This window comes from Microbacterium sp. GXF6406 (assembly GCF_054798215.1).
In genome coordinates, this window is record NZ_JBSJZH010000008.1 from 26361 (window position 1) to 45269 (window position 18909).

18 protein-coding genes are annotated in these 18909 nt (G+C 65.6%); 10 read left to right on the forward strand and 8 right to left on the reverse strand.

From position 1 onward, the window contains the following. The first annotated feature begins 1357 nt into the window (after positions 1 to 1357). The 4 genes from ACWAUG_RS06480 (at position 1358) to ACWAUG_RS06495 (ending at position 5105) form a co-directional block, all read left to right on the forward strand. Complete coding sequence (locus ACWAUG_RS06480) at positions 1358 to 2281, forward strand: ParA family protein (RefSeq protein ID WP_460801883.1); 924 nt, start codon at positions 1358 to 1360, stop codon at positions 2279 to 2281. Then, positions 2281 to 3258 (forward strand): ParB/RepB/Spo0J family partition protein, encoded by a 978-nt coding sequence (locus ACWAUG_RS06485; protein ID WP_460801884.1) that lies wholly within the window; start codon positions 2281 to 2283, stop codon positions 3256 to 3258. Before ACWAUG_RS06480 ends, ACWAUG_RS06485 begins: the two co-directional genes overlap by 1 nt. A gap of 71 nt (positions 3259 to 3329) precedes the next feature. Next, a complete protein-coding gene (locus ACWAUG_RS06490; RefSeq protein WP_460801885.1) occupies positions 3330 to 4769 on the forward strand; it encodes a sugar porter family MFS transporter in 1440 nt (479 codons plus the stop codon). Between the two features lie 9 nt (positions 4770 to 4778). After that, positions 4779 to 5105, forward strand: coding sequence for a tryptophan synthase subunit alpha (locus ACWAUG_RS06495; RefSeq protein ID WP_298041016.1), 327 nt, complete (start codon positions 4779 to 4781; stop codon positions 5103 to 5105). A 103-nt stretch (positions 5106 to 5208) separates the two neighbouring features. Here ACWAUG_RS06495 and trxA read toward each other — a convergent pair whose 3' ends face one another. From trxA to ACWAUG_RS06515, 4 genes are all read right to left on the reverse strand, one after another. Then, entirely contained in the window at positions 5209 to 5532 is a 324-nt protein-coding gene (gene trxA / locus ACWAUG_RS06500; protein WP_460801886.1) for a thioredoxin, read from the reverse strand. 59 nt (positions 5533 to 5591) lie between these two features. Further along, on the reverse strand, positions 5592 to 6563 hold the full coding sequence (gene trxB, locus ACWAUG_RS06505) for a thioredoxin-disulfide reductase (RefSeq protein WP_460801887.1): 972 nt from the start codon (positions 6561 to 6563) through the stop codon (positions 5592 to 5594). 113 nt (positions 6564 to 6676) lie between these two features. Continuing rightward, positions 6677 to 8293, reverse strand: coding sequence for a murein biosynthesis integral membrane protein MurJ (gene murJ, locus ACWAUG_RS06510; protein WP_460801888.1), 1617 nt, complete (start codon positions 8291 to 8293; stop codon positions 6677 to 6679). Continuing rightward, positions 8286 to 10418: a DUF6049 family protein gene (locus tag ACWAUG_RS06515; protein WP_298041026.1), complete on the reverse strand. Its 2133-nt coding sequence runs from the start codon at positions 10416 to 10418 to the stop codon at positions 8286 to 8288. Before ACWAUG_RS06515 ends, murJ begins: the two co-directional genes overlap by 8 nt. A gap of 105 nt (positions 10419 to 10523) precedes the next feature. Between ACWAUG_RS06515 and ACWAUG_RS06520 the strand changes: the two genes are divergently transcribed. From ACWAUG_RS06520 to ACWAUG_RS06535, 4 genes are all read left to right on the forward strand, one after another. After that, positions 10524 to 12038: a DUF7059 domain-containing protein gene (locus ACWAUG_RS06520; protein ID WP_298041028.1), complete on the forward strand. Its 1515-nt coding sequence runs from the start codon at positions 10524 to 10526 to the stop codon at positions 12036 to 12038. Positions 12039 to 12110: 72 nt separating this feature from the next. After that, entirely contained in the window at positions 12111 to 12392 is a 282-nt protein-coding gene (locus ACWAUG_RS06525) for a type II toxin-antitoxin system RelE/ParE family toxin (protein WP_460801889.1), read from the forward strand. 10 nt (positions 12393 to 12402) lie between these two features. Then, complete coding sequence (locus ACWAUG_RS06530) at positions 12403 to 12699, forward strand: HigA family addiction module antitoxin (RefSeq protein WP_460801890.1); 297 nt, start codon at positions 12403 to 12405, stop codon at positions 12697 to 12699. A 46-nt stretch (positions 12700 to 12745) separates the two neighbouring features. Next, positions 12746 to 13222, forward strand: a complete 477-nt coding sequence (locus tag ACWAUG_RS06535; protein ID WP_460801891.1) for a YbaK/EbsC family protein — start codon at positions 12746 to 12748, stop codon at positions 13220 to 13222. Between the two features lie 33 nt (positions 13223 to 13255). Here the strand turns inward: ACWAUG_RS06535 and ACWAUG_RS06540 are convergent, their stop codons facing one another. Both ACWAUG_RS06540 and ACWAUG_RS06545 read right to left on the reverse strand, forming a co-directional pair. After that, positions 13256 to 14578: a DUF4041 domain-containing protein gene (locus tag ACWAUG_RS06540; RefSeq protein WP_460801892.1), complete on the reverse strand. Its 1323-nt coding sequence runs from the start codon at positions 14576 to 14578 to the stop codon at positions 13256 to 13258. After that, positions 14575 to 15825: a hypothetical protein gene (locus tag ACWAUG_RS06545; protein WP_460801893.1), complete on the reverse strand. Its 1251-nt coding sequence runs from the start codon at positions 15823 to 15825 to the stop codon at positions 14575 to 14577. Before ACWAUG_RS06545 ends, ACWAUG_RS06540 begins: the two co-directional genes overlap by 4 nt. A 119-nt stretch (positions 15826 to 15944) precedes the next feature. Between ACWAUG_RS06545 and ACWAUG_RS06550 the strand changes: the two genes are divergently transcribed. Then, positions 15945 to 16997 carry an LLM class flavin-dependent oxidoreductase gene (locus ACWAUG_RS06550; RefSeq protein WP_460801894.1) on the forward strand — a complete coding sequence of 351 codons (1053 nt, stop codon included), beginning with the start codon at positions 15945 to 15947 and terminating at the stop codon, positions 16995 to 16997. A 9-nt stretch (positions 16998 to 17006) separates the two neighbouring features. Here ACWAUG_RS06550 and ACWAUG_RS06555 read toward each other — a convergent pair whose 3' ends face one another. Then, positions 17007 to 17402 carry an SRPBCC family protein gene (locus ACWAUG_RS06555; protein WP_460801895.1) on the reverse strand — a complete coding sequence of 132 codons (396 nt, stop codon included), beginning with the start codon at positions 17400 to 17402 and terminating at the stop codon, positions 17007 to 17009. 222 nt (positions 17403 to 17624) lie between these two features. Between ACWAUG_RS06555 and ACWAUG_RS06560 the strand changes: the two genes are divergently transcribed. Beyond that, positions 17625 to 18422 (forward strand): alpha/beta fold hydrolase, encoded by a 798-nt coding sequence (locus ACWAUG_RS06560; RefSeq protein ID WP_460801896.1) that lies wholly within the window; start codon positions 17625 to 17627, stop codon positions 18420 to 18422. 16 nt (positions 18423 to 18438) lie between these two features. Here ACWAUG_RS06560 and ACWAUG_RS06565 read toward each other — a convergent pair whose 3' ends face one another. Then, positions 18439 to 18885 carry a hypothetical protein gene (locus ACWAUG_RS06565; protein ID WP_460801897.1) on the reverse strand — a complete coding sequence of 149 codons (447 nt, stop codon included), beginning with the start codon at positions 18883 to 18885 and terminating at the stop codon, positions 18439 to 18441. Between the last annotated feature and the right edge of the window lie 24 nt (positions 18886 to 18909).

Here is an 18909-nt window from a genome sequence, read left to right on the forward strand (position 1 = left end):
GCGGGATCGGACGCGAGATGATGACGCCCCGGGTCGGAGTGTTTCACGTGAAACTGTTGGGCCGACGGCGAGGATTGATGCGGCCGCGGAGGAGGCGCCGTCTTTGACGAGGTGGTGGCCGAATCTCGTTCGACGGGTTGTGCGGTATTTGCGGGAATGGCTGTGGCCGTGGCCCGCGGTGCGGTGGCCGGCATGCGCGGTGGCGCCTCGCACATGTCGGCTTCGTACCAGCGCGATGCAACCGATAAAGGCCGATGCGCGGCTCCGCACGGAACGTACGGAGCCCAGTCCGCTGCATCGTGAAGTTCAGCGACGCTATGCCAGATGAAGCCCGGGGAATCCCGCAATCGTCAGTTGTCAGTGTGATGTTTCATGTGAAACACCCCTGGGGAACACCTCGCGCGTGATCCCCAATTCGACTCCTCCTTTGCTGCCGATCGCCGGAGATCAGGATTGCACGCACTCTGAGATCTAACGCGTGGGTGTGCCGGGCGTCCGCAAGAACCGGCCCGGTGTGTTCGTGCACAAGAACGACGCCTCACATGAAACCGTCGGAGCTGTTGCTCGGTGCTATCCAGATGTATCTTTTCGTCGCACCTGTTCGGAGGTGCTCGCCGACAGCGCGTCTAATATCAGGGTGTTCTGTGCGCGGATCGACTCTGCGTCGCGAGCATCTGGCCGCGCCGGCCACCCGGGTTCGCGAAAGCGAGCGAAAGGTGAGGCATATGCATCCACAGTCAGCATCCTCCCGTTTCACGTGAAACAATTCAGACCGACCCACGTGCGGCGGTCTCGATACCGAGGATGTCCTCCAGCTGGTCTGGGCATGGGGCATCAACCATGACGTTTCACGTGGAACACTCCAAGCTTGATTGCGACGTGAGAGAGCCGAGGCCGAAGACAGCTGGAGGAATGGACGAGACATCAGACGAGCGGCGCTCCTGTTTCACGTGAAACAATGCACCTCGACGAGCGACCGCGATGAGCGGGACGGTAGTGCACGACGAACGGATGCTGAACCCTGGGCGCCCCACGAAGCACCGAATCCCACTCCAAGCACCGACAATGCGCGACGTTTCACGTGAAACATCTCGACCACGTCGCCACCGCAGAGCCGCGACGGTGCACCTCGAGGAGTGATCTTCCGCGACGCGGTGACTCGCAGCTGAGACGCAGCGTAGCGGAACGACGGTCAACGGGGCCTACGGGAGAACGAGAACCGACGGACGAGAGCCGGGGGAGGGGAGCGGACACAGGAGATGTACCCGGTTTCGGCAGAAAGATCGCGCTTCCGGGCACGGCATTCTGAAACGTCCGTGCCAACGATTAGAGTGGATTGCGTCCCCGGAAGGAGTGGATGTTTCACGTGAAACAGTCCGAGAAGGCAACGCCGAACGAAGATTTCGGGGTCGATACGCCGCTTGCGCGCGAGATCGCCGACCTGAGTGCGCGCCGCCAGAAGCTCGAAAGCACCTCCGTCGAGTTCACGGGTAAGACCCGTATCCTCACGGTTTCAAACCAGAAGGGCGGCGTGGGCAAGACCACCTCAACGGTGAACATCGCCTCCGCACTGGCGGGGATGGGTGCCCGAGTGCTCGTCATCGACCTCGACCCGCAGGGCAATGCGTCGACGGCACTGGGTGTCCCGCACAGCGCTGATCTTCCGAGCATTTATGAGGTGCTGATCGATAGCATCCCGCTCGCGGATGTCGTTCAGCCGAGTCCCGAATCCGAGAACCTGTTCTGCGCCCCCAGCACGATCCACCTTGCCGGTGCCGAGATCGAACTCGTCTCCCAGGTCGCTCGTGAGCACCGTCTGCGCACCGCGCTGCAGGACTACCTCGCAGAGCACGACCTCGACTTCGTCATCATCGACTGCCCGCCGTCGCTCGGCCTGCTGACCATCAACGCCTTCACCGCGGCGACCGAGGTCTTCATTCCGATCCAGTGCGAGTACTACGCGCTCGAGGGACTCAGCCAGCTGCTCGGCAGCATCCAGATGATCCAGAAGCACCTCAACCCGTCATTGCACCTGTCGACCATCCTGCTCACGATGTACGACGGGCGCACGCGCCTCGCGCAGCAGGTCGCCGATGAGGTCCGCGGACACTTCCCCGAGCAGGTGCTGAACACGGTCATTCCGCGTTCCGTCCGCGTCTCGGAGGCACCCAGTTTCGGCCAGACGGTCGTCGCGTACGACGGGACATCCGCCGGCGCGATCGCCTACCGTGAGGCCGCTGTCGAAATCGCGTCCTCGAAGACGCAGAGCAAGGAGAACTGATGGCTAAGCGCACTGGACTGGGTCGAGGAATCGGCGCACTCATCCCCACCGCGGATCAGACAGAACGCCCCGTCGATGTTTTCTTCCCCGGCGCGAAGACCGAGACCGCCCCTGCAGCTTCCGAGAAGAAGAGCGAAGAGCCGACGGTTGAGGAATCCGCACTGACGGTCGTTCCCGGCATTCACCTCATTCAGATCGACCCGAACGATATCGTTCCGAACCCGCGTCAGCCGCGCACGCACTTCGACCCGGAAGACCTTGCAGAGCTGGTCCACAGCGTCCGTGAGTTCGGGGTGCTCCAGCCCGTCGTCGTGCGCAAGAACGGCGACGGCGACTATGAGCTGATCATGGGCGAGCGCCGAACCCGGGCATCGCGCGAGGCCGGCCTCACGGCGATTCCGGCGATCGTCCGCGAGACTGCAGACGAAGACCTGCTGCGCGATGCGCTTCTCGAGAACCTGCACCGCTCCGAGCTCAATCCGCTGGAAGAGGCATCCGCCTACCAGCAGCTGCTCGACGACTTCGGCATCACGCAGGAGGAGCTCGCGACCCGGATCGGGCGCTCGCGTCCGCAGATCAGCAACACGATCCGTCTGCTGAAGCTGCCCGTGCCGGTGCAGCAGCGCGTCGCGGCCGGTGTTCTCTCGGCCGGGCATGCACGTGCGCTGCTCGCACTCGACGACCCGGCGCAGATCCAGAAGCTCGCCGACAAGGTCATCAACGAGCAGCTCTCGGTGCGTGCGACGGAGGAGGCGGCGAAGGCGCTTCCGGCTTCGGGGCCGAAGAAGGTCAAGCCGCAGGCGGGGGCGCGTCGGGCATACCTCGACGAGGTCTCCGACAAGCTCGGCGACCGCCTGAACACGCGAGTGAAGGTGACTCTCGGGGCGCGCAAGGGGCAGCTGTCGATCGAGTTCGCCTCGATTCAGGACTTGAACCGCATTCTTGCGGAGCTCGGCGAAGAGAAGTTCGGCGCTTAACGGTCATGGCGAGGTCTCGCCTTTGAGCGGGGCCGCGCTCTAGAGTGAAGGCTCACGGGGGAGAAGGACGCATGGCTCAGAAGACGACGGCGGAGCGATTCAACGCTCGGGTCATCGGGATCACTATCGCTGCGGCGCTCGGAGGATTCCTCTTCGGGTTCGATACCTCCGTGATCAACGGCGCTGTCGCCGCTCTCGCGGGGGCGTTCTCGTTGGGGGCGGGACTGCAGGGCTTCGCCGTCTCCTCGGCGCTCATCGGATGCGCGGTCGGCGCCTGGTTCGCCGGGAGTCTCGCGAACAAGCTCGGCCGCATCCCGGTCATGCTGATCGCTGCGGTGCTGTTCTTCGTCTCGGCGATCGGGTCTGGTCTCGCGTTCGGCGTGATCGATCTGATCATCTGGCGAGTGGTCGGCGGGCTCGGCGTCGGCGCGGCGTCGGTGATTGCGCCGGCGTACATCGCCGAGGTTTCGCCGGCGAAGATCCGTGGCCGTCTCGGTTCTCTGCAGCAGCTGGCGATCGTTCTGGGTATCTTCACGGCGCTGCTATCGAACGCCCTGCTCGCGAACATCGCCGGCTCCGCCGCCAACGTTCTGTGGCTGGGTATCGACGCATGGCGTTGGATGTTCATGGTGGAGGCGATTCCCGCTCTCATCTACGGACTCATGGCGCTGCGTCTGCCGGAGTCGCCCCGCTTCCTCGTGGCGCGAGGCAAGATCGATAAGGCCTCTCAGGTGCTCTACGACTTCAGCGGTGAACCCGATGTGAATCTCAAGATCGAGGAGATCCGCAAGACGCTCAATGCGGAGCAGGGCGAGTCGCTCAAGGATCTGCGCGGCGACAAGTTCGGGTTGAAGCCGATCGTGTGGGTCGGCATCCTGCTGAGCGTCTTCCAGCAGTTCGTCGGCATCAACGTGATCTTTTACTATTCGACGACCCTGTGGTTGTCGGTGGGCTTCGATGAATCGCAGGCGCTGCAGACATCGGTGATCACGTCGATCACGAACATCGTGGTGACGATCATCGCGATCCTCCTCGTGGATAAGGTCGGTCGCCGTCCGATGCTGTTGATCGGGTCGGTCGGCATGGCGATCACGCTCGGCATGATGGCCGTCGCATTCTCGTTCGGTACTTTGCAGGACGGGGCGGTGACTCTGCCCGATCCGTGGTCGATGATCGCGTTGGTGTGCGCCAACGGTTTCGTCGTGTTCTTCGGTGCCACGTGGGGTCCGCTGGTGTGGGTGCTGTTGGGCGAGATGTTCCCGAACAGCATCCGTGCCGGGGCGTTGGCCGTTGCGGCGGCTGCCCAGTGGATCGCGAACTTCTTCATCTCGACGACGTTCCCGGTCTTCGCCGAGATCGGACTCACCTTCGCCTATGGCTTCTACGCGTTCTTCGCGATCGTGTCGTTCTTCTTCGTGTATTTCCAGGTGCCGGAGACGAAGGGCCGGGAGTTGGAGAGCATGACGGATGCTGTGGATCTGCCGCGCCGGCGGCGCAAGGAGTCCGCGTAGGCTGAAGGGATGTCTGATGGTGTCCCGCGTCGCGCGAGTCTCGAAGTTCTTCGCGCCGAAGCATCCGATGAACTGGCTGTTCTGATCCAGGAGCGTCTGCTCAGCGGTGAGGACCCGTGGGAGTTCATGGAGGAGCTCCCGAGCATCGATGAACTGGTCGTATACCTGCTGCGCGCCGAGAACATCACCGCTAACGGCGGTGTGCGCCCGAATGCCGAACGCAACTATCGCGTGATGCGTCAGATCGCCCTGGAGTATCCGGAGCTCACAGAGGCCGTCTGGGGGCTTCTGGGGGAGGGTTCGCGGCATCGCCGCTGGGACACGACCGTGGCTTGAGGCATGACGGCTCGCGAAGACCGAGCAAAGACCGAACGAAGAAGCGCCGGTCGACATCATCACGATGTCGACCGGCGCTTCTTCGTTCAGAGAGGGTGGCGGCTCACGCGAGGTAGGCCGCGAGCTCCTTCTCGAGGGCCGGCTTCGCCTTGGCGCCGATGATGGTCTCCTTGACCTCGCCGCCCTGGAAGACCTTCATCGCCGGGATCGACGTGATCTGGTACTTCATGGCGAGCTCGGGGTTCTCATCGACGTTGAGCTTGACGATGGTGATCTTGTCTTCGTTCTCGGCCTGGATCTGGTCGAGGACCGGTGCGACCATGCGGCAGGGGCCGCACCATTCGGCCCAGAAGTCGACGAGGACGGGGCCTTCGGCCTGGATGACGTCCTGCTCCCAGGTCGCCTGGCTGGTTGCCTTGGCAGTCATAGTTGCTCCTTTTGGTTGAGACACTCGCTGAAACAGCGGATGCGTCGAATATGTTCCGGTCAGGCGATGATCTCGGTGGCCTCGGCCGCGGGCTTCTCGACGGAGGCGTCCTCGAGGTCGGCGAGGAAGTGCTCGGCGTCGAGGGCGGCGACCGTTCCGGAGCCGGCAGCGGTGATCGCCTGGCGGTAGGTGGGGTCGATGACGTCGCCGGCGGCGAAGACGCCCGGGACGGAGGTGCGCGAGGAGCGTCCATCGACCCAGATGGTGCCCTCGTCGGTGAGCGTGAGCTTGTCGTGCACGAGGTGGGTGCGCGGGTCGTTGCCGATCGCGACGAAAAGGCCGTCGAGGGCCAGTTCGCTGGTGGTGCCGTCGACCGTGCTGCGCAGGGTCACACCGGAGACGCTGTCGCCGCCGGTGATCTCGGCGACTTCGCTGTTCCAGAGGAACTCGATCTTCTCGTTGGCGAAGGCGCGCTCCTGCATGATCTTGGAGGCGCGGAGGGTGTCCTTGCGGTGGATGACGTAGACCTTGTCGGCGAAGCGGGTGAGGAACGTGGCCTCTTCCATGGCGGAGTCGCCGCCGCCGACGACCGCGATGGTCTTCTGGCGGAAGAAGAAGCCGTCGCAGGTGGCGCACCAGGAGACGCCGAAGCCGGAGAGACGCTCTTCGCCCTCGACGCCGAGCTTGCGGTATGCGGAGCCGGTGGCGTAGATGATCGACTGTGCTTCGTGGGTGTCGCCGCTGCCGAGGACGACCTTCTTGACGGGGCCGTCGACGTTGAGTTCGGTGACGTCGTCGTAGACGATCTCGGTGCCGAACTTCTCGGCCTGCGCCTGCAGCTTCGCCATGAGCTCGGGGCCCTGGATGCCGTCGGGGAAACCGGGGAAGTTCTCGACATCGGTGGTGTTCATGAGTTCTCCGCCGACCTCGACGGAGCTGGCGATGAGCAGCGGCTCGAGGCTGGCACGCGCCGCGTAGATGGCCGCGGTGAAACCGGCGGGACCGGAGCCGATGATGATGACCTTGCGCATGTGCACTCTCTTCTTGCCTGACGGGTGGTGTCGGACGGGACTCAATGGTTCAAACCCATCGTAACCGCGTCGCATTCCCGCGTTCGGGCGTGAGTCGATGGGGTCCAGGGCGCTCAGCGGCCGGGCAGGAATCGCTTGACCAGCGCGGTGGCCGTCTTCAGCTCGGGCGCGCGCATGAGCGCGAGCAGCAGGATGTAGACGATGACGACCGCGGCGCCGATGAGGCACGTGCTGACGACGGCGGCGAGGATCGAGGATGCTGCCCACCCGGGGACTCCGCCGAGGAGGAGGAACGTTCCCCAACCCGCGAGGCCGGCGGGGACGGCCGCGATCGTGAAGCGCACGATCGCGAGAAGCCAGGTGCGAGCATCCAGGCTGCCGATCTTGCGGTGAAGCAACCAGGTGGCGAGGAGCAGCTGGAGGGTGCTGGCGATCGACTGGCCGAGCGCGACGGCGGCGGCGAGCATCGTTACGGGGAGGATGTCGGCGGCGAGCAGTGCCGCGGCTGTCAGCGCGGTGATGACGATGAGCGCGCACTGGAAGATCGTGAACCAGAAGGGCGTGCGCGTGTCGTCGTAGGCGTAGAAGGTGCGCTGCACGATGAAGAGGATCGTGAGGGGCAGCAGGCCGATCAGATAGGCGATCAGCACGAGGGCTGCGGCCGGGGCATCCTCGGCGGTCTGGGTGAAGATGCGGGATGCCGGAATCGCGGCCGCGGCGACGGCGGCGATGGCCGCGGCCATGAAGAAGCCGAGGGTGCGGATGCTGCGGCTGATGTCTGCGCGGACCTCATCGTGGCGGCCGGCGGCGGCATGCTCGGAGATCTGGGTGAAGTAGGGAGTGCCGATCGAGAGCACGATCACCGAGTAGGGGAGCATGAAGATCAGCCAGGCGTTGTCGGTGACCATGGCGGCGGCGCCGAGGTCGGATGCGGCGCTGACGATGTTCGTCTGGAGGAAGCCCGCGGCGAGGCCGGCGAAGGCCATGAGGAGCGTCCATCCGGCGAGGCGGCCGACGTTGCCGAGGCCGACGCCGCGCCAGCGGAAGTCGGGGCGCAGGGAGAGGCCGGTGCGCCGCCAGAAGAGCAGCAGCACGACGGCCTGCAGCACGATGCCGCCTGTCGCGGTGGCGCCGAGGACGGCGATCATCTCGGGGGTCCACTGCGTGGCATCCGTCGACACCGGTGCGAAGACGGCGCCGAGGATGAGGAAGCCGATGATCGAGATGATGTTGTTGACGACCGGCGACCAGGTGAAGGGGCCGAAGATGCGGCGGGCGTTGAGGGCTTCGCCGAGGAGCGCGTACAGGCCGTAGAAGAGGATCTGCGGAAGGCACCAGTACGCGAGCGCGACGGCGAGGGCGATGACCGCGTCGGGGGCGTTCCCGGCGGCGAGATGCACGAGCCAGGGGGCGATGAGCATCGCCAGCAGCGTCGTGCCGACGAGCACGACCGTGCCGAGGGTGAACAGTTTCGAGATGAAGGCGTTCCCGCCGTCACGATCCGCGGTGGCCTTGACGATCTGCGGGACGATCACCGCGGTGAGAACACCGACGGAGATGATCTGGAAGACGCTGTTGGGGAGCTTGTTCGCGTAGGCGAAGGCGTCGGCGGCGCCGGAGCCGACGGACCCGACGACCGCGACGAGGACGATGCTGCGCAGCAGCCCGGTGACGCGCGAGACCATGGTGCCGGCGGCGATGATCGCGCTGGCGCGCCCGAGGCTACTCATTCGTGTCCTGTTCTGCCGGGGCATCCGACTGCTCGACGGAGCCGGCGTCCTTGCGTCGACGGCGCACTGTGCGCACGACGCCGAAGACGAGGAGGAGACCGATCAGGCTGCCGAGGATTCCGAGGCCGATGCCCTCCCATTCTGCGCGCACCGTGACGGTCGCGGTCTGGTCGGCACCGATCGCGACGCCGGTCGGCGAGGTGAGGCTGAAATCGACCGTGAGCACACCGCTGCCGACGCGGGCTTCGACGGGCACCTTCACGCGCTCGTTGCTGCCGGCCTGCGCCACGACATCGCGGCGGGGCTGCACGTCGAGTCGGGCGTCCGAGGGCTTTGCCGTGAGGGTCAGATTGACCGGCCAGGGCAGGTCGTTGCGCACCCAGACGGGCAGGGGTGCCGCGGAGGTGAACAGCTGGATCGGGCTCGGTTGCTGCACACCGACCGCATTGAGGGTTGTGTCGGTCGTGGACTGGTGCGCGGCGACGGCCTCGGTGAAGTCGGCGGTCCGGCCGACGCCGATGAGGCGCAGCAGGCGCAGGCGTTCGGGGGCGCGCAGATTCAACGGTTCGTCGAGGATCGACGCGAACGCCGTCAGGTCGGCTTCTTCGGACAGCAGCGCGGTGAGGGCTTCGGCGCGTTCGCCGGATGTCTCGGCGGTCAGGGTGACGGAACCGGTCTCCGTCGTGCGCAGCGTGTTGAGGGAGACCGTGTCGGCGACCGCTGACAGCGACAGGATCGCCTCGCGCAGTGCAGCTGCCGATCGTGTCTCGGCCCGGTCGAGCCCGATGAGGACGGAATCGGAGCCGGAGAGGACGACCTGGGCGATCCCGGCCGCGATGCTCTGGTCGCGCATCGCGTCGTCGTCTTCGACCGTGGCGGCGGAGACAGCGGCGGATGCAGCGGAATCCAGCACCAGCAGGTCGTGACCGTCGACTTCGGCGAGGGCGTTGCGCGATCCCGAGATGGCGCTCGAGGGCAGGATCGTCGTCGCGTCGGTGCCGAGGAAAGCATCGAAGACGGCGAGATCGGCGGTCTGGAGATCGGCGACGGGCCAGAGGATGCCGGGCTCGGCCGAGCGGACGGAGAGCAGTTCTTCGGCCGAGGGGAGCGCTGGTTCGGATGCCGTGGCCGCCGGTGAGGGGGATGGCGTTGCGGCATCCGGCACGGCGAAGTCCGCGGGATCGAGGTAGGTGGTGAAGGCCAGCGGCTCGAGCGGCTCGGTCAGGCCGGCCCGGACCTGGACGGTGGCATCGGCATCGCCGGGCTGGAGGGCGAAGCGTTCGTTCGGCAGCAGTTCGAGCCGATCGAGCCAGGTGAGGGCCGTGGCGGGCGCCGAGGTGCCGAGGGCCCGGATCGCAGCGGGGATGAGGGGATCGACGGCGATGATCGCCGAGGTGCCGGCGACACCATCTAGCTGCGCGGTGAGGGCTCCATCCGGGGCGGTGAGGACGGTGAGCTCATCGTTCGTGAGAAGCGTGCCGTTCGCGGGGGTCGCGGTGATGGGGACCATCACGCTCACCTGGCGGGCGGAATCGCCGGTGACGATGAGAACGCTGTTCGCGCCGAGGTCGAGGGTCTCGGCATCCGCCTCGTCGTCGGCCTCGCCATCGGGAGAGGCATCGGTATCGGTGAGCGCCTCGGGGGTCAGCGTCGCCCGAAGAGGGTAGACACCCTCGGAGATCGTGCCCAGGACCGTCGGGGGTGTGAGGACGGACACGATCGCGGTGTCGTCCGCGGCGACCGCGTCAACGTCTTCTGAGCCGAGTGCGCTGAAGGTTCCCGCGACCTCGGCGCCGTCGAGCCAGGCGCTCAACGCCGCCGCATTCGTCAACGGCGTGCGGTTGATCTCGACGGTGACCTGACCGGCCGCGAGATCGGCATCGGAGTCGTTCGCGATTGTGACCGAGGAGCTCAGCGTCGCATCGGGCTTCACGACGCCGTGCAATCCGGCGGTGAGGGCGAGCGAGATGAGGCCCGTCTCCTCGTCGTCGACGGTGTCTGCCGCGGCGGGGGAGAAGGGCGTCAGAACCGGACCGAGGACCAGCCCGGAAGCGAGCGCGAAGACGACGGAACCGCGCGCACAGCGATGCGCGCGCTGAGGACGGCCGGTTCGGGGGCTGATCAACGTCTCTGGTCTTCCTCGGGCACGGCGGAGTCGGCCCGTGAGTTGTGACCTGGCAATTCTAGAGCGACGCCATCGGGGAAGTCTGAAGGCGCGTAGAGTGACGCCGTGTCCGATGCTCTTCCGACCTCGCCCGATCCCGCTCTCGTCACGGCCCTCGCAGCCGATCTCGATGACGCCGATTTCCGTTCCGAACCGTTGCGCCGGCTCTGGGGCGAGGAAGCCGACGATGCCCTCGGTCGCGGTGTGCGCGAACCGTTGCTGCGCGCTATCGCGCGCGATGTCGGTGCTCTGGCCACGCTCGGACGCTTCTTCGTTCTCGGGATGCCGCAGCCCGCCGCACTGGTTGCCGAAGCGTTGCCGCGTCTCGGCGTCGATGGTCTCGTCACGATGGGATTCGCGCGGATCGATGATGCGGATGCTGTTCCCGCGGTCCTGATCCGCCCCCAGTCCTTCGTCGACGCGGACGGGATCGGCGAGTGGTGGTTCGCGAGCGACCTGGACGAGCTTGCGCTCGGCACAGCGCTTCCCTCCGATCACGTGCTCGGAGTCGGGGGCGCCTCCCGCACGCTCGCGGAGCTGATCATCCCGCAGAAGGTCGGCCGTGCTCTGGACCTGGGCACCGGATGCGGCATCCAGGCTCTTCTCGTCGCCCGTCATGCGGACGAAGTCATCGCGACCGACATCTCCGAGCGCGCTCTCGCATTCGGGCGGCTCAATGCCCTGCTCAACGGGGTGCAGAACGTCTCGTTCCGTCTCGGGAGCATGTTCGAACCCGTCGCCGGGGAGACGTTCGATCTGATCGTCTCGAACCCTCCGTTCGTCATCACGCCCCGCGTCGAGGGCGTCACCGAGTACGAGTACCGCGATGGCGGGCTGATCGGCGATGCGCTCGTCGAGCAGTTCCTGCGCACTGTGCCCGCGCACCTCGCCCCCGGCGGGGTCGCCCAGATGCTGGGCAACTGGGAGTCTCGGGGAACGGGCGAGGATGCCGCGGGTCTGAGCCGCCTCGAAGGCTGGATCGACCCGGCGCTGGATGCCTGGATCGTCGAGCGCGAGGAGCTCACGCCCCTCTCCTATGCCGAACTGTGGATCCGTGACGGCGGCACCACACCCCGTGAGGCCGAGTTCGGGCGCATGCTCGAAGCCTGGCTCGACGACTTCGCCGACCGCGGCGTCACCGCCGTCGGCTTCGGGTACGTGCTCGTACGGCGCCCGGCGGATGCCGCGGCTGCGCCATTGCGCCGCTTCGAGAGGCTCTCGCAGCCGCTGTCATCGCCCGGACGCGCGCTGCGCGACGGCCTCGTCGCGCACGATGTGCTCATGGCGGGCCTCCCGCAGACGCTGGTCACAGCATCCGATGTCACCGAAGCCCGCCATTACATGCCCGGCGATGACGACCCGAGCGTGATCGAACTCCGCCAGGGCGGCGCCTTCGGACGCACCGTCTCGGTCGACTCGGCCCTGGCCGGATTCGTCGGCGCCTGCGACGGAGAACTGACCGTCGCGCAGATCGTCGCGGCCCTCGCCGACCTCTTCGACGTTCCGCTGGCAGACCTCTGGGCCGACCTCGAGCCGCGCATCCGGGCGCTCGTGCTCGACGGTTTCCTCGCGGGGGAGTGACCGGGCAGCCCGCCGCATCACCTCGCGATAGTACCCATTGTGGGTACTATCGCATCGCGATATTATTGTGTGGTGATTCGGTCCTTCCGTGACAAGGCGACTGAACGCGTGTGGCTGCGAGAGCGAGAGCCAACGCTCTCGCCGGATATTCAGCGCGCAGCTCAGAAGAAGCTGCGCCTGATCAACGCTGCATCACAACTGAACAGCCTTCGCATACCGCCGGGGAACCGGCTTGAGAAGCTCTCGGGAGACCGTACCGGTCAGTATTCGATCCGGGTCAACAGCCAGTACCGGATCTGCTTCCGGTGGGAGGCGTCGGGGGCGGAAGACGTTGAGATCACCGACTACCACTGAAGGGTTAGGCATGAGTACCGTTCATGAGCCGATCACGCCCGGCGAGATTTTGCTGACCGAGTTTCTTGAGCCGCTCGGCATAAGTCAGTACCGCCTCGCGCAGGCGACGGGTCTTTCTCAGACGCGGATCAGCGAGATCATCCGGGGCAAACGTGCGATCACCACGAACACTGGGTTGCGGCTGTCCCAGGCTCTGAACGTTGATGCCAAGTTCTGGATCAATCTCCAGGTCGACTATGACATCGAGGTTGAGCGAGATCGCAGAGGTGATGCCTTGAGTCGGGTGACAACTCTGGTGGCTGGCTAAAGAACGGTTTCTGGTTGAGTTCGCCGGGATTCCTATACTGGGGCGCATGCTGACTCGAAATCCCGCACTGGTCACCGTGGAGAACGCGCTGACGGCCGCCGGGCTGACGGACCGGATGGCGGAGCTGACCGAGAAGGTGCCCTCTGCTGCGGCCGCCGCCGAATACCTCGGGTGCGAAGTGGGGGCGATCTGCAACAGCATCGTGTTCCGTGCGGGCGATGAAGCCGTCCTCGTGCTCTCGAGCGGCGCTCACCGGATCGATAAGGCGAAGGCCGCCGTGAACTTCGGAGTCGACAAGCTCAGTCGGGCCGACCCGGAGTTCGTGCACGCCGCGACCGGGCAGCGCGTGGGCGGTTGTGCTCCGGTCGGGCACCCGCAACCCCTGCGCACCCTGATCGATGAGAGCCTCGCCGACTACCCGCACGTCTGGGCCGGCGGCGGCGTCTCCCACGCGGTGTTCCGCATCACGCACGATGAACTCGTCGCGATCACCGGGGCGCCGTCGGTCGATATTCGGGCGTGACGCAGCGAGTTACTTCGGTAGCGGTCGTCTGACTTACCCCTGCTCGGGCCAGAGCCCCACCGACTGCCGGTACTCGGTGGCCTCGACATCTTCCGTGAACTCGAGGATGTTGCCCACTTTGCCGAGGAGAACCTGCCGGACCTCACCAGGAGCCGCGAAGAAGAACTCCTTGCGCGAGTTGGCTCGGTTCAGAGCTCGATCGGCAAAATGACGATGAAGTTCTGCTTCAAGGGATACGGCGTCCTCGGAGAAGAAGAGTGCGTGCGTGTCGAACCTGAAGGGCACCGACGCGCCACCGAGCTCAAAGATTCGCTCGCGAGGCTCGAGACGCCGCGTCAACCCGATCTTGACGACGTTCTTGCCGAAGGCCCCTTGATTCGAGATCACGTAGACGTAGCCGGCCCGGATGTTCGCGGCACGATAGTCGTTCTGCTCGATCGCCCGCTGGACTTCGTCGAGTCGTAGCGCGAGTGCGTCGTCAATGGTTCCCGTCTGGTGCAGGACAGCGAGAGTGTTGACAAGGTGCAGGCGCTCCTTCTCGAGGCGCGCGCGTTCCTCCGCGAGTTCCTTCGCAACGCGCTTCTCTTCGCGAAGCCGTGCCCGCTCTTCGCGTTCGACTTCGCGTTCTTCCTGCTTCTTCATCAGCCAATCGGCGGTGAGCTCGATCTCCTTCAAACGGAGAGCATGGAACTCATCGCTGATGCGCATGTCCATCAGACGGCCAAGTTTCGCGATCGCTGCGCGGGATGCTTCCAATCGGCGTCGAGCCGTCTCGACATTGCCAGCCCGGAGTGCGCGGATCACGTTATCGGCTTCTGCGTTGTACGCACGGAGCATCAGTTTGCCGAGGTCGTCGCTCATTCTGCGGCCCTGCGCGAGCGAGTTGTTGAAGGTGAACACTTCGGAACGCGTGAAGGCACTTTCCGCTCTCACCATCTCCGCGATCTGCTGCTCAAGTGCTTTCAAAGCATCTCCGTAGCCGGCGGCAGATTCCAGCGGGTGGTGATATCGGTAGATTCCGACCTCCTGCAAGATCCGAGCGTCGTCTAGATCGATGAGGTCAGTTGCGGTGTCGCCGGTCATCTGCTGTTTTAACGCGGCGTTTTCTGCTTCTAGTGCTGCCACGCGCTGTTCCAACGTCGACGGTGTCGAGCTGTGAGTATCCGCATGTGGAGCATCAGGGATCTCAAGCCCCTTCTCGAGGGATGGAGAGCCGTCTACCGGAAGCCAGAGCTGCCAGCCTGGCGGCGGCTCCGGCCAGCTCGGGTCGGGAGTCCACCCCGCGGGAGGAACCCATCCGGCCGGTGGTTTCGGCCAGCCGGGAGGTGGATTGAACGACTTCGACGACGGGTTCATCGTGCTCGTCGGATACCCGCGGATGAAATCGGGACCAACGTGTACGGGCTCTTCGATACAGTCGCCCCGAGATGCTCCAGGGTAGCTGCCGGTACAACGGAGGAGAGATCAAACTTGTCGAACTCCTCACGCCGGGCAGCGACAGCGATGAACGGGACGTATGTCGGCAGGCCCGTTGCGGGGCTGATCGTCTCGGTGCCGAGCTCAAGCGAGATGCTCTGAATGATTCCCCGTCGATCGGCTTCGAAGACCTCGTGCAACGACCGCAGCGCAACGTTGTTGATCAGTGATGCATAGCGCTCCTTTGTTTCCTTCTGCGTCGCTGCCACAGGGGAGATTTCATCTGTCGACTTCGTGTACTTGAAGTGATTGATGGCGGGGATGAGTTCCGGACCAGGAACGAGGACACGCATCGAGAGCTCTGCCTGACTGGGATCGAACTCCGCTTCGCTCGAGACCTCCAGCCATTCCGGGTAGATGGAGTTCGCGAGCACGATCGCCACGTATTCCTGCACGGCTTCGACCGTGCCGTATGCCAGACCACTGATCAACTGGTCGAGCTCTTCATTCTGCTCGGCTACATCACGGTCGCGGGCGGCAGTCTCCTCTGCGTATTGAGCTTCGGCTTCGGCGAGCTTCCGCTCTCGCTCCTGCTCTGCAAGCGCATGGCCTTGTGCTTGTCTAGCGCGTCGATGAGGCAACTCATCGGATGCCGTCTTCCACGTCCAGTAGTCGGCTGCGTACTGCTGCTCGGCATCGACGATCGCCTGCTGCTCCTTCTGCTTGCGTCCGAACAGAGCTCGCACCGGTTTCGGATCATGCTTCACCGGGAGCGGGGGATCCGGGATCGGCGCCGGAACAGGAATTGGCCGGCGCAGATGCTCAGCGGGGAACGGCGGGTGCTCTGCGGTGATGCGGAGTGCTTCAAGGTCCACGAAATCATCGATGTCCAATGTCGCTGTGAGGATTCCATCAAGCTCCTCGAATTTCGCATGAAGCTCCGCAGTTGCATCTTCTGCTTCAGCGATGCGCGCCTCGACGTGGGCCTGGGCGGCTTCACGATCCAGGCGTTTCCGGTCCTGTTCGGATGCGCGCTCTGCGGCGAGACGGGCCCGCTCCGCGGCGCGCTGGGCAGCTTCTGCCCGTTTCTCTGCCTGGGCCCGCTCTCGTTGCTTCGCGTTCTGCCGTCTTTCGGCCAGCTTCGCCTGATGCTGCATCTCTGCAAAGAACCCGCGACGACGCGCCATGATCACTCCTTCGTTGATGCCGGTGAGTCTATCCACCGTGCAACCTACGCGGGACGGCTGACATGGCGGGCGTATGTAACAGGGGAATAATCCCCGGCATCCATTCGGTTGCATAGGGCATGAAGGCTTTCGGATTCCTTTCGTTCGGGCACTACGCCGACGTGCCCGGTTCTGCGACGCGCACCGCCGGCGACATGCTGCACCAGATGATCGACCTCACGGTCGGCGCTGATGAGCTGGGTGTCAACGGCGCGTACACGCGGGTGCACCACTTCGCGCGCCAGGCCGCGTCGCCCATGCCGCTGCTGGCAGCGATGGCGGCGAAGACCGAGCGCATCGAGGTCGGCACCGGTGTGATCGACATGCGGTACGAGAACCCGTTGCAGTTCGCGGAGGAGGCCGCCGCCCTCGACCTCATCGCCCGCGGTCGAATCGCCCTCGGTGTGAGCCGTGGCTCACCCGAGCCCGCGCTGCGCGGCTGGGAGGCCTTCGGCTACGTCGGCTCGGAAGACCCGCGTGGTGCGGATCTCGCCCGCGACAAGTTCGACCTCTTCCTCGAGGCGATCGACGGCGCTGCCGTCGTGCAGGGCGACCCGAAGCAGGTCGACGAGGGCCGCTATCTGCCGATCGAGCCGCAGTCCGAGACTCTGCGCGACCACATCTGGTGGGGTTCCGGTTCCCGCGCGACCGCTGAGGAGACGGGGCGCAAGGGCCTGAACCTCATGAGCTCGACGCTGCTCACCGAGGCGACCGGCGACGAGTTCCACCGGCTGCAGCGCGAGCAGATCGACCAGTACCGTGCCGCATACAAGGCCACCGGTCACACGGGCACGCCCCGCGTCTCGGTGAGCCGCAGCGTCTTCCCGATCGTGTCCGACATGGACCGCGCCTACTTCGGGCTGCGCAGTGAGGATTCCGACGACCAGATCGGCATCATCGACGGCTACCGTTCCACGTTCGGCAAGACCTACGCCGCCGAGCCCGATGTACTCGTGCGCCAGCTGCTCGCTGACGAGGCCGTCATGGCCGCCGACACCCTCATGCTGACCGTTCCGACCCAGCTCGGCGTCGCCTACAACCTGCACGTGCTCGAGTCGTTCGCGAAGTACGTCGCGCCCGAGCTCGGCTGGAAGCCGAACACCGAGGGGCCGGTGCAGGGCGACGCGGTCTGACCCGCCGCCTCACCCCTCGAGGATGTCTCGCAGCCGGCGAAGGTCGTCCCGGATGAGTGCGGCATCCGCCTCGAACGCCGCATCCTCGACACCCGGCATCCGATAGAGGGTGAACACGACTTCACTGCCGTCGCCGTTGCGCAGCACCCGCAGGGGGTTGTGCACGACGTCACCATTCGGGAGGACGACGTCGTGATCGAGGGTGCCGAGACCGATATCCCCGGTGAACCGCACTTCGACGATCCCCATGGGCGACTCCGTGATCCATCGGCCTTCGTCGTATCGGATGCCGTTGGACAGTCCCGCTGCCCACTGCGGCAGGTTCTCCGGTGACCCGGCGAATGCCGCGACGGCCTGCGGCTCGCGACGGATCGTCTGGGAGATGTGGCGCGCCTCGTAGGTCATGCCGTCACGATAGCTGCGTGCCGGAGCCGCGTACAGGTGTCACGAACCGGCTGGGCGCGGCGAGAGAAGGCGTGTCGGGTTCGTTCGCGAACGTGAAACGCCGTGGGCATCACCGGGCATCTGATTCACGGAACGCGGCGGGCACGCGCCACCGTGGGAGCAGCATCCGACGGGCGGAACGCCGACGGGCAGGGGCGAGCGGCCCGCCGATACCCTCGAAGGATGATTGCTCTCACGCGCGGCGAGGGGATTCCCCTGATCGCGATCCATGGCTTCGGCGTCGATCACCGGATCATGCTGCCGCTCGAGGACATGGTCCCGGATGCCGGATGGCAGCGCGTCTACATCGATCTTCCGTGGGCCGAGGGCGCCGCCGACACGGGGGCGAGGACCCCACGGGAAGTCGCCGCACAGACGCTCGACGATGTGCGCGCGTTCGTCGGCGACGGCCCGTTCGCGATCATCGGCAACTCCTTCGGCGCGATGGTGGCGCGCCACATCGCGCACGCACTGCCCGACCAATGCTGGGGTCTCGCGACGCTCGCGGGCGTCTTCGAGATGGACCATGCGCTGCGCGCCCTTCCGCAGCACGAGGTCATCGTCGCCGATGATGCGGTTCTGCAGGCGGCGGGCGAACAGAGGGATGACTTCGCCGCCATGGCGGTCGTGCAGAGCCTGGCGACGCTCGAGGCGTTCCGTCGTTTCGTGGTTCCCGGTGCAGCCGGCGCCGACCTGCGCGTGCTCGAACGCTTGAGCCGGACCTATGCCGAAGCATCCGCTCCCGAAAGAAACGCGACGGGACCGTTCACCGCACCCGCCCTGCACGTTTTCGGCCGCCAGGACCACGTCGTCGGATTCGAGGACGGCCTCGCGCACCGCGCGCACTACCCGCGCGGCACATTCGTCGTGCTCGACGGTGCGGGGCACAACCTGCACCTCGAACAGCCCGATGTCGTCGGCGCACTGGTGCGCGACTGGCTTTCGAGCGCCCGGGCGGACGCCCGAGTGCGCGGCCTCTGAACGATGCGGGCCGGGTCTACTCGACCTCGCCGAGCACTCGTGCGACGAGGAAGCCACCGCCCCCGGAAACGAGGGTGCCGGTGACCGTCACCGACCCGACCCCGCGGATGACGTCCTGGGGGACGACCGCGAGCACGCTTCCGTCGCACCGAACCTCCGCCTCTGCGCCGACCGATCCCGATTCCGTCTCAGCTGTGTAGGCGAACCGCGCGCGACCATCACCGAAGCAGGCGACGTCGACGCCGGTGACCGTACCTCGCTCGGAGAACTCGAGGGTGACACTGCCGCCCTCGTCCGCTGATACGTCCGCGAGCCGCAACGATGCGATTCCGAGCCCGTCGTACTCCGCACCGATGAACGCATTGGCCTGAGCCTCGGCATCCGCCCAATCCACCTCGGCGGAGCATCCGGACGCCGTGACGAGGACGGCGGAGACGATCAGGGCGGAGAGAAGACGGCGCATGGGACGAGGATAGTGCCCGGTGAG

Coding starts and splice junctions, on each gene's coding strand:
- ACWAUG_RS06485 (WP_460801884.1), top strand. CDS start 2,281: ATGGCTAAGCGCACTGGACTGGGTCGAGGAATCGGCGCACTCATCCCC.
- ACWAUG_RS06495 (WP_298041016.1), top strand. CDS start 4,779: ATGTCTGATGGTGTCCCGCGTCGCGCGAGTCTCGAAGTTCTTCGCGCC.
- ACWAUG_RS06540 (WP_460801892.1), bottom strand. CDS start 14,578: ATGAACCCGTCGTCGAAGTCGTTCAATCCACCTCCCGGCTGGCCGAAA.
- ACWAUG_RS06480 (WP_460801883.1), top strand. CDS start 1,358: ATGTTTCACGTGAAACAGTCCGAGAAGGCAACGCCGAACGAAGATTTC.
- ACWAUG_RS06560 (WP_460801896.1), top strand. CDS start 17,625: ATGATTGCTCTCACGCGCGGCGAGGGGATTCCCCTGATCGCGATCCAT.
- trxB (WP_460801887.1), bottom strand. CDS start 6,563: ATGCGCAAGGTCATCATCATCGGCTCCGGTCCCGCCGGTTTCACCGCG.
- ACWAUG_RS06550 (WP_460801894.1), top strand. CDS start 15,945: ATGAAGGCTTTCGGATTCCTTTCGTTCGGGCACTACGCCGACGTGCCC.
- ACWAUG_RS06530 (WP_460801890.1), top strand. CDS start 12,403: ATGAGTACCGTTCATGAGCCGATCACGCCCGGCGAGATTTTGCTGACC.
- ACWAUG_RS06490 (WP_460801885.1), top strand. CDS start 3,330: ATGGCTCAGAAGACGACGGCGGAGCGATTCAACGCTCGGGTCATCGGG.
- ACWAUG_RS06565 (WP_460801897.1), bottom strand. CDS start 18,885: ATGCGCCGTCTTCTCTCCGCCCTGATCGTCTCCGCCGTCCTCGTCACG.
- ACWAUG_RS06535 (WP_460801891.1), top strand. CDS start 12,746: ATGCTGACTCGAAATCCCGCACTGGTCACCGTGGAGAACGCGCTGACG.
- ACWAUG_RS06555 (WP_460801895.1), bottom strand. CDS start 17,402: ATGACCTACGAGGCGCGCCACATCTCCCAGACGATCCGTCGCGAGCCG.
- murJ (WP_460801888.1), bottom strand. CDS start 8,293: ATGAGTAGCCTCGGGCGCGCCAGCGCGATCATCGCCGCCGGCACCATG.
- trxA (WP_460801886.1), bottom strand. CDS start 5,532: ATGACTGCCAAGGCAACCAGCCAGGCGACCTGGGAGCAGGACGTCATC.
- ACWAUG_RS06545 (WP_460801893.1), bottom strand. CDS start 15,825: ATGGCGCGTCGTCGCGGGTTCTTTGCAGAGATGCAGCATCAGGCGAAG.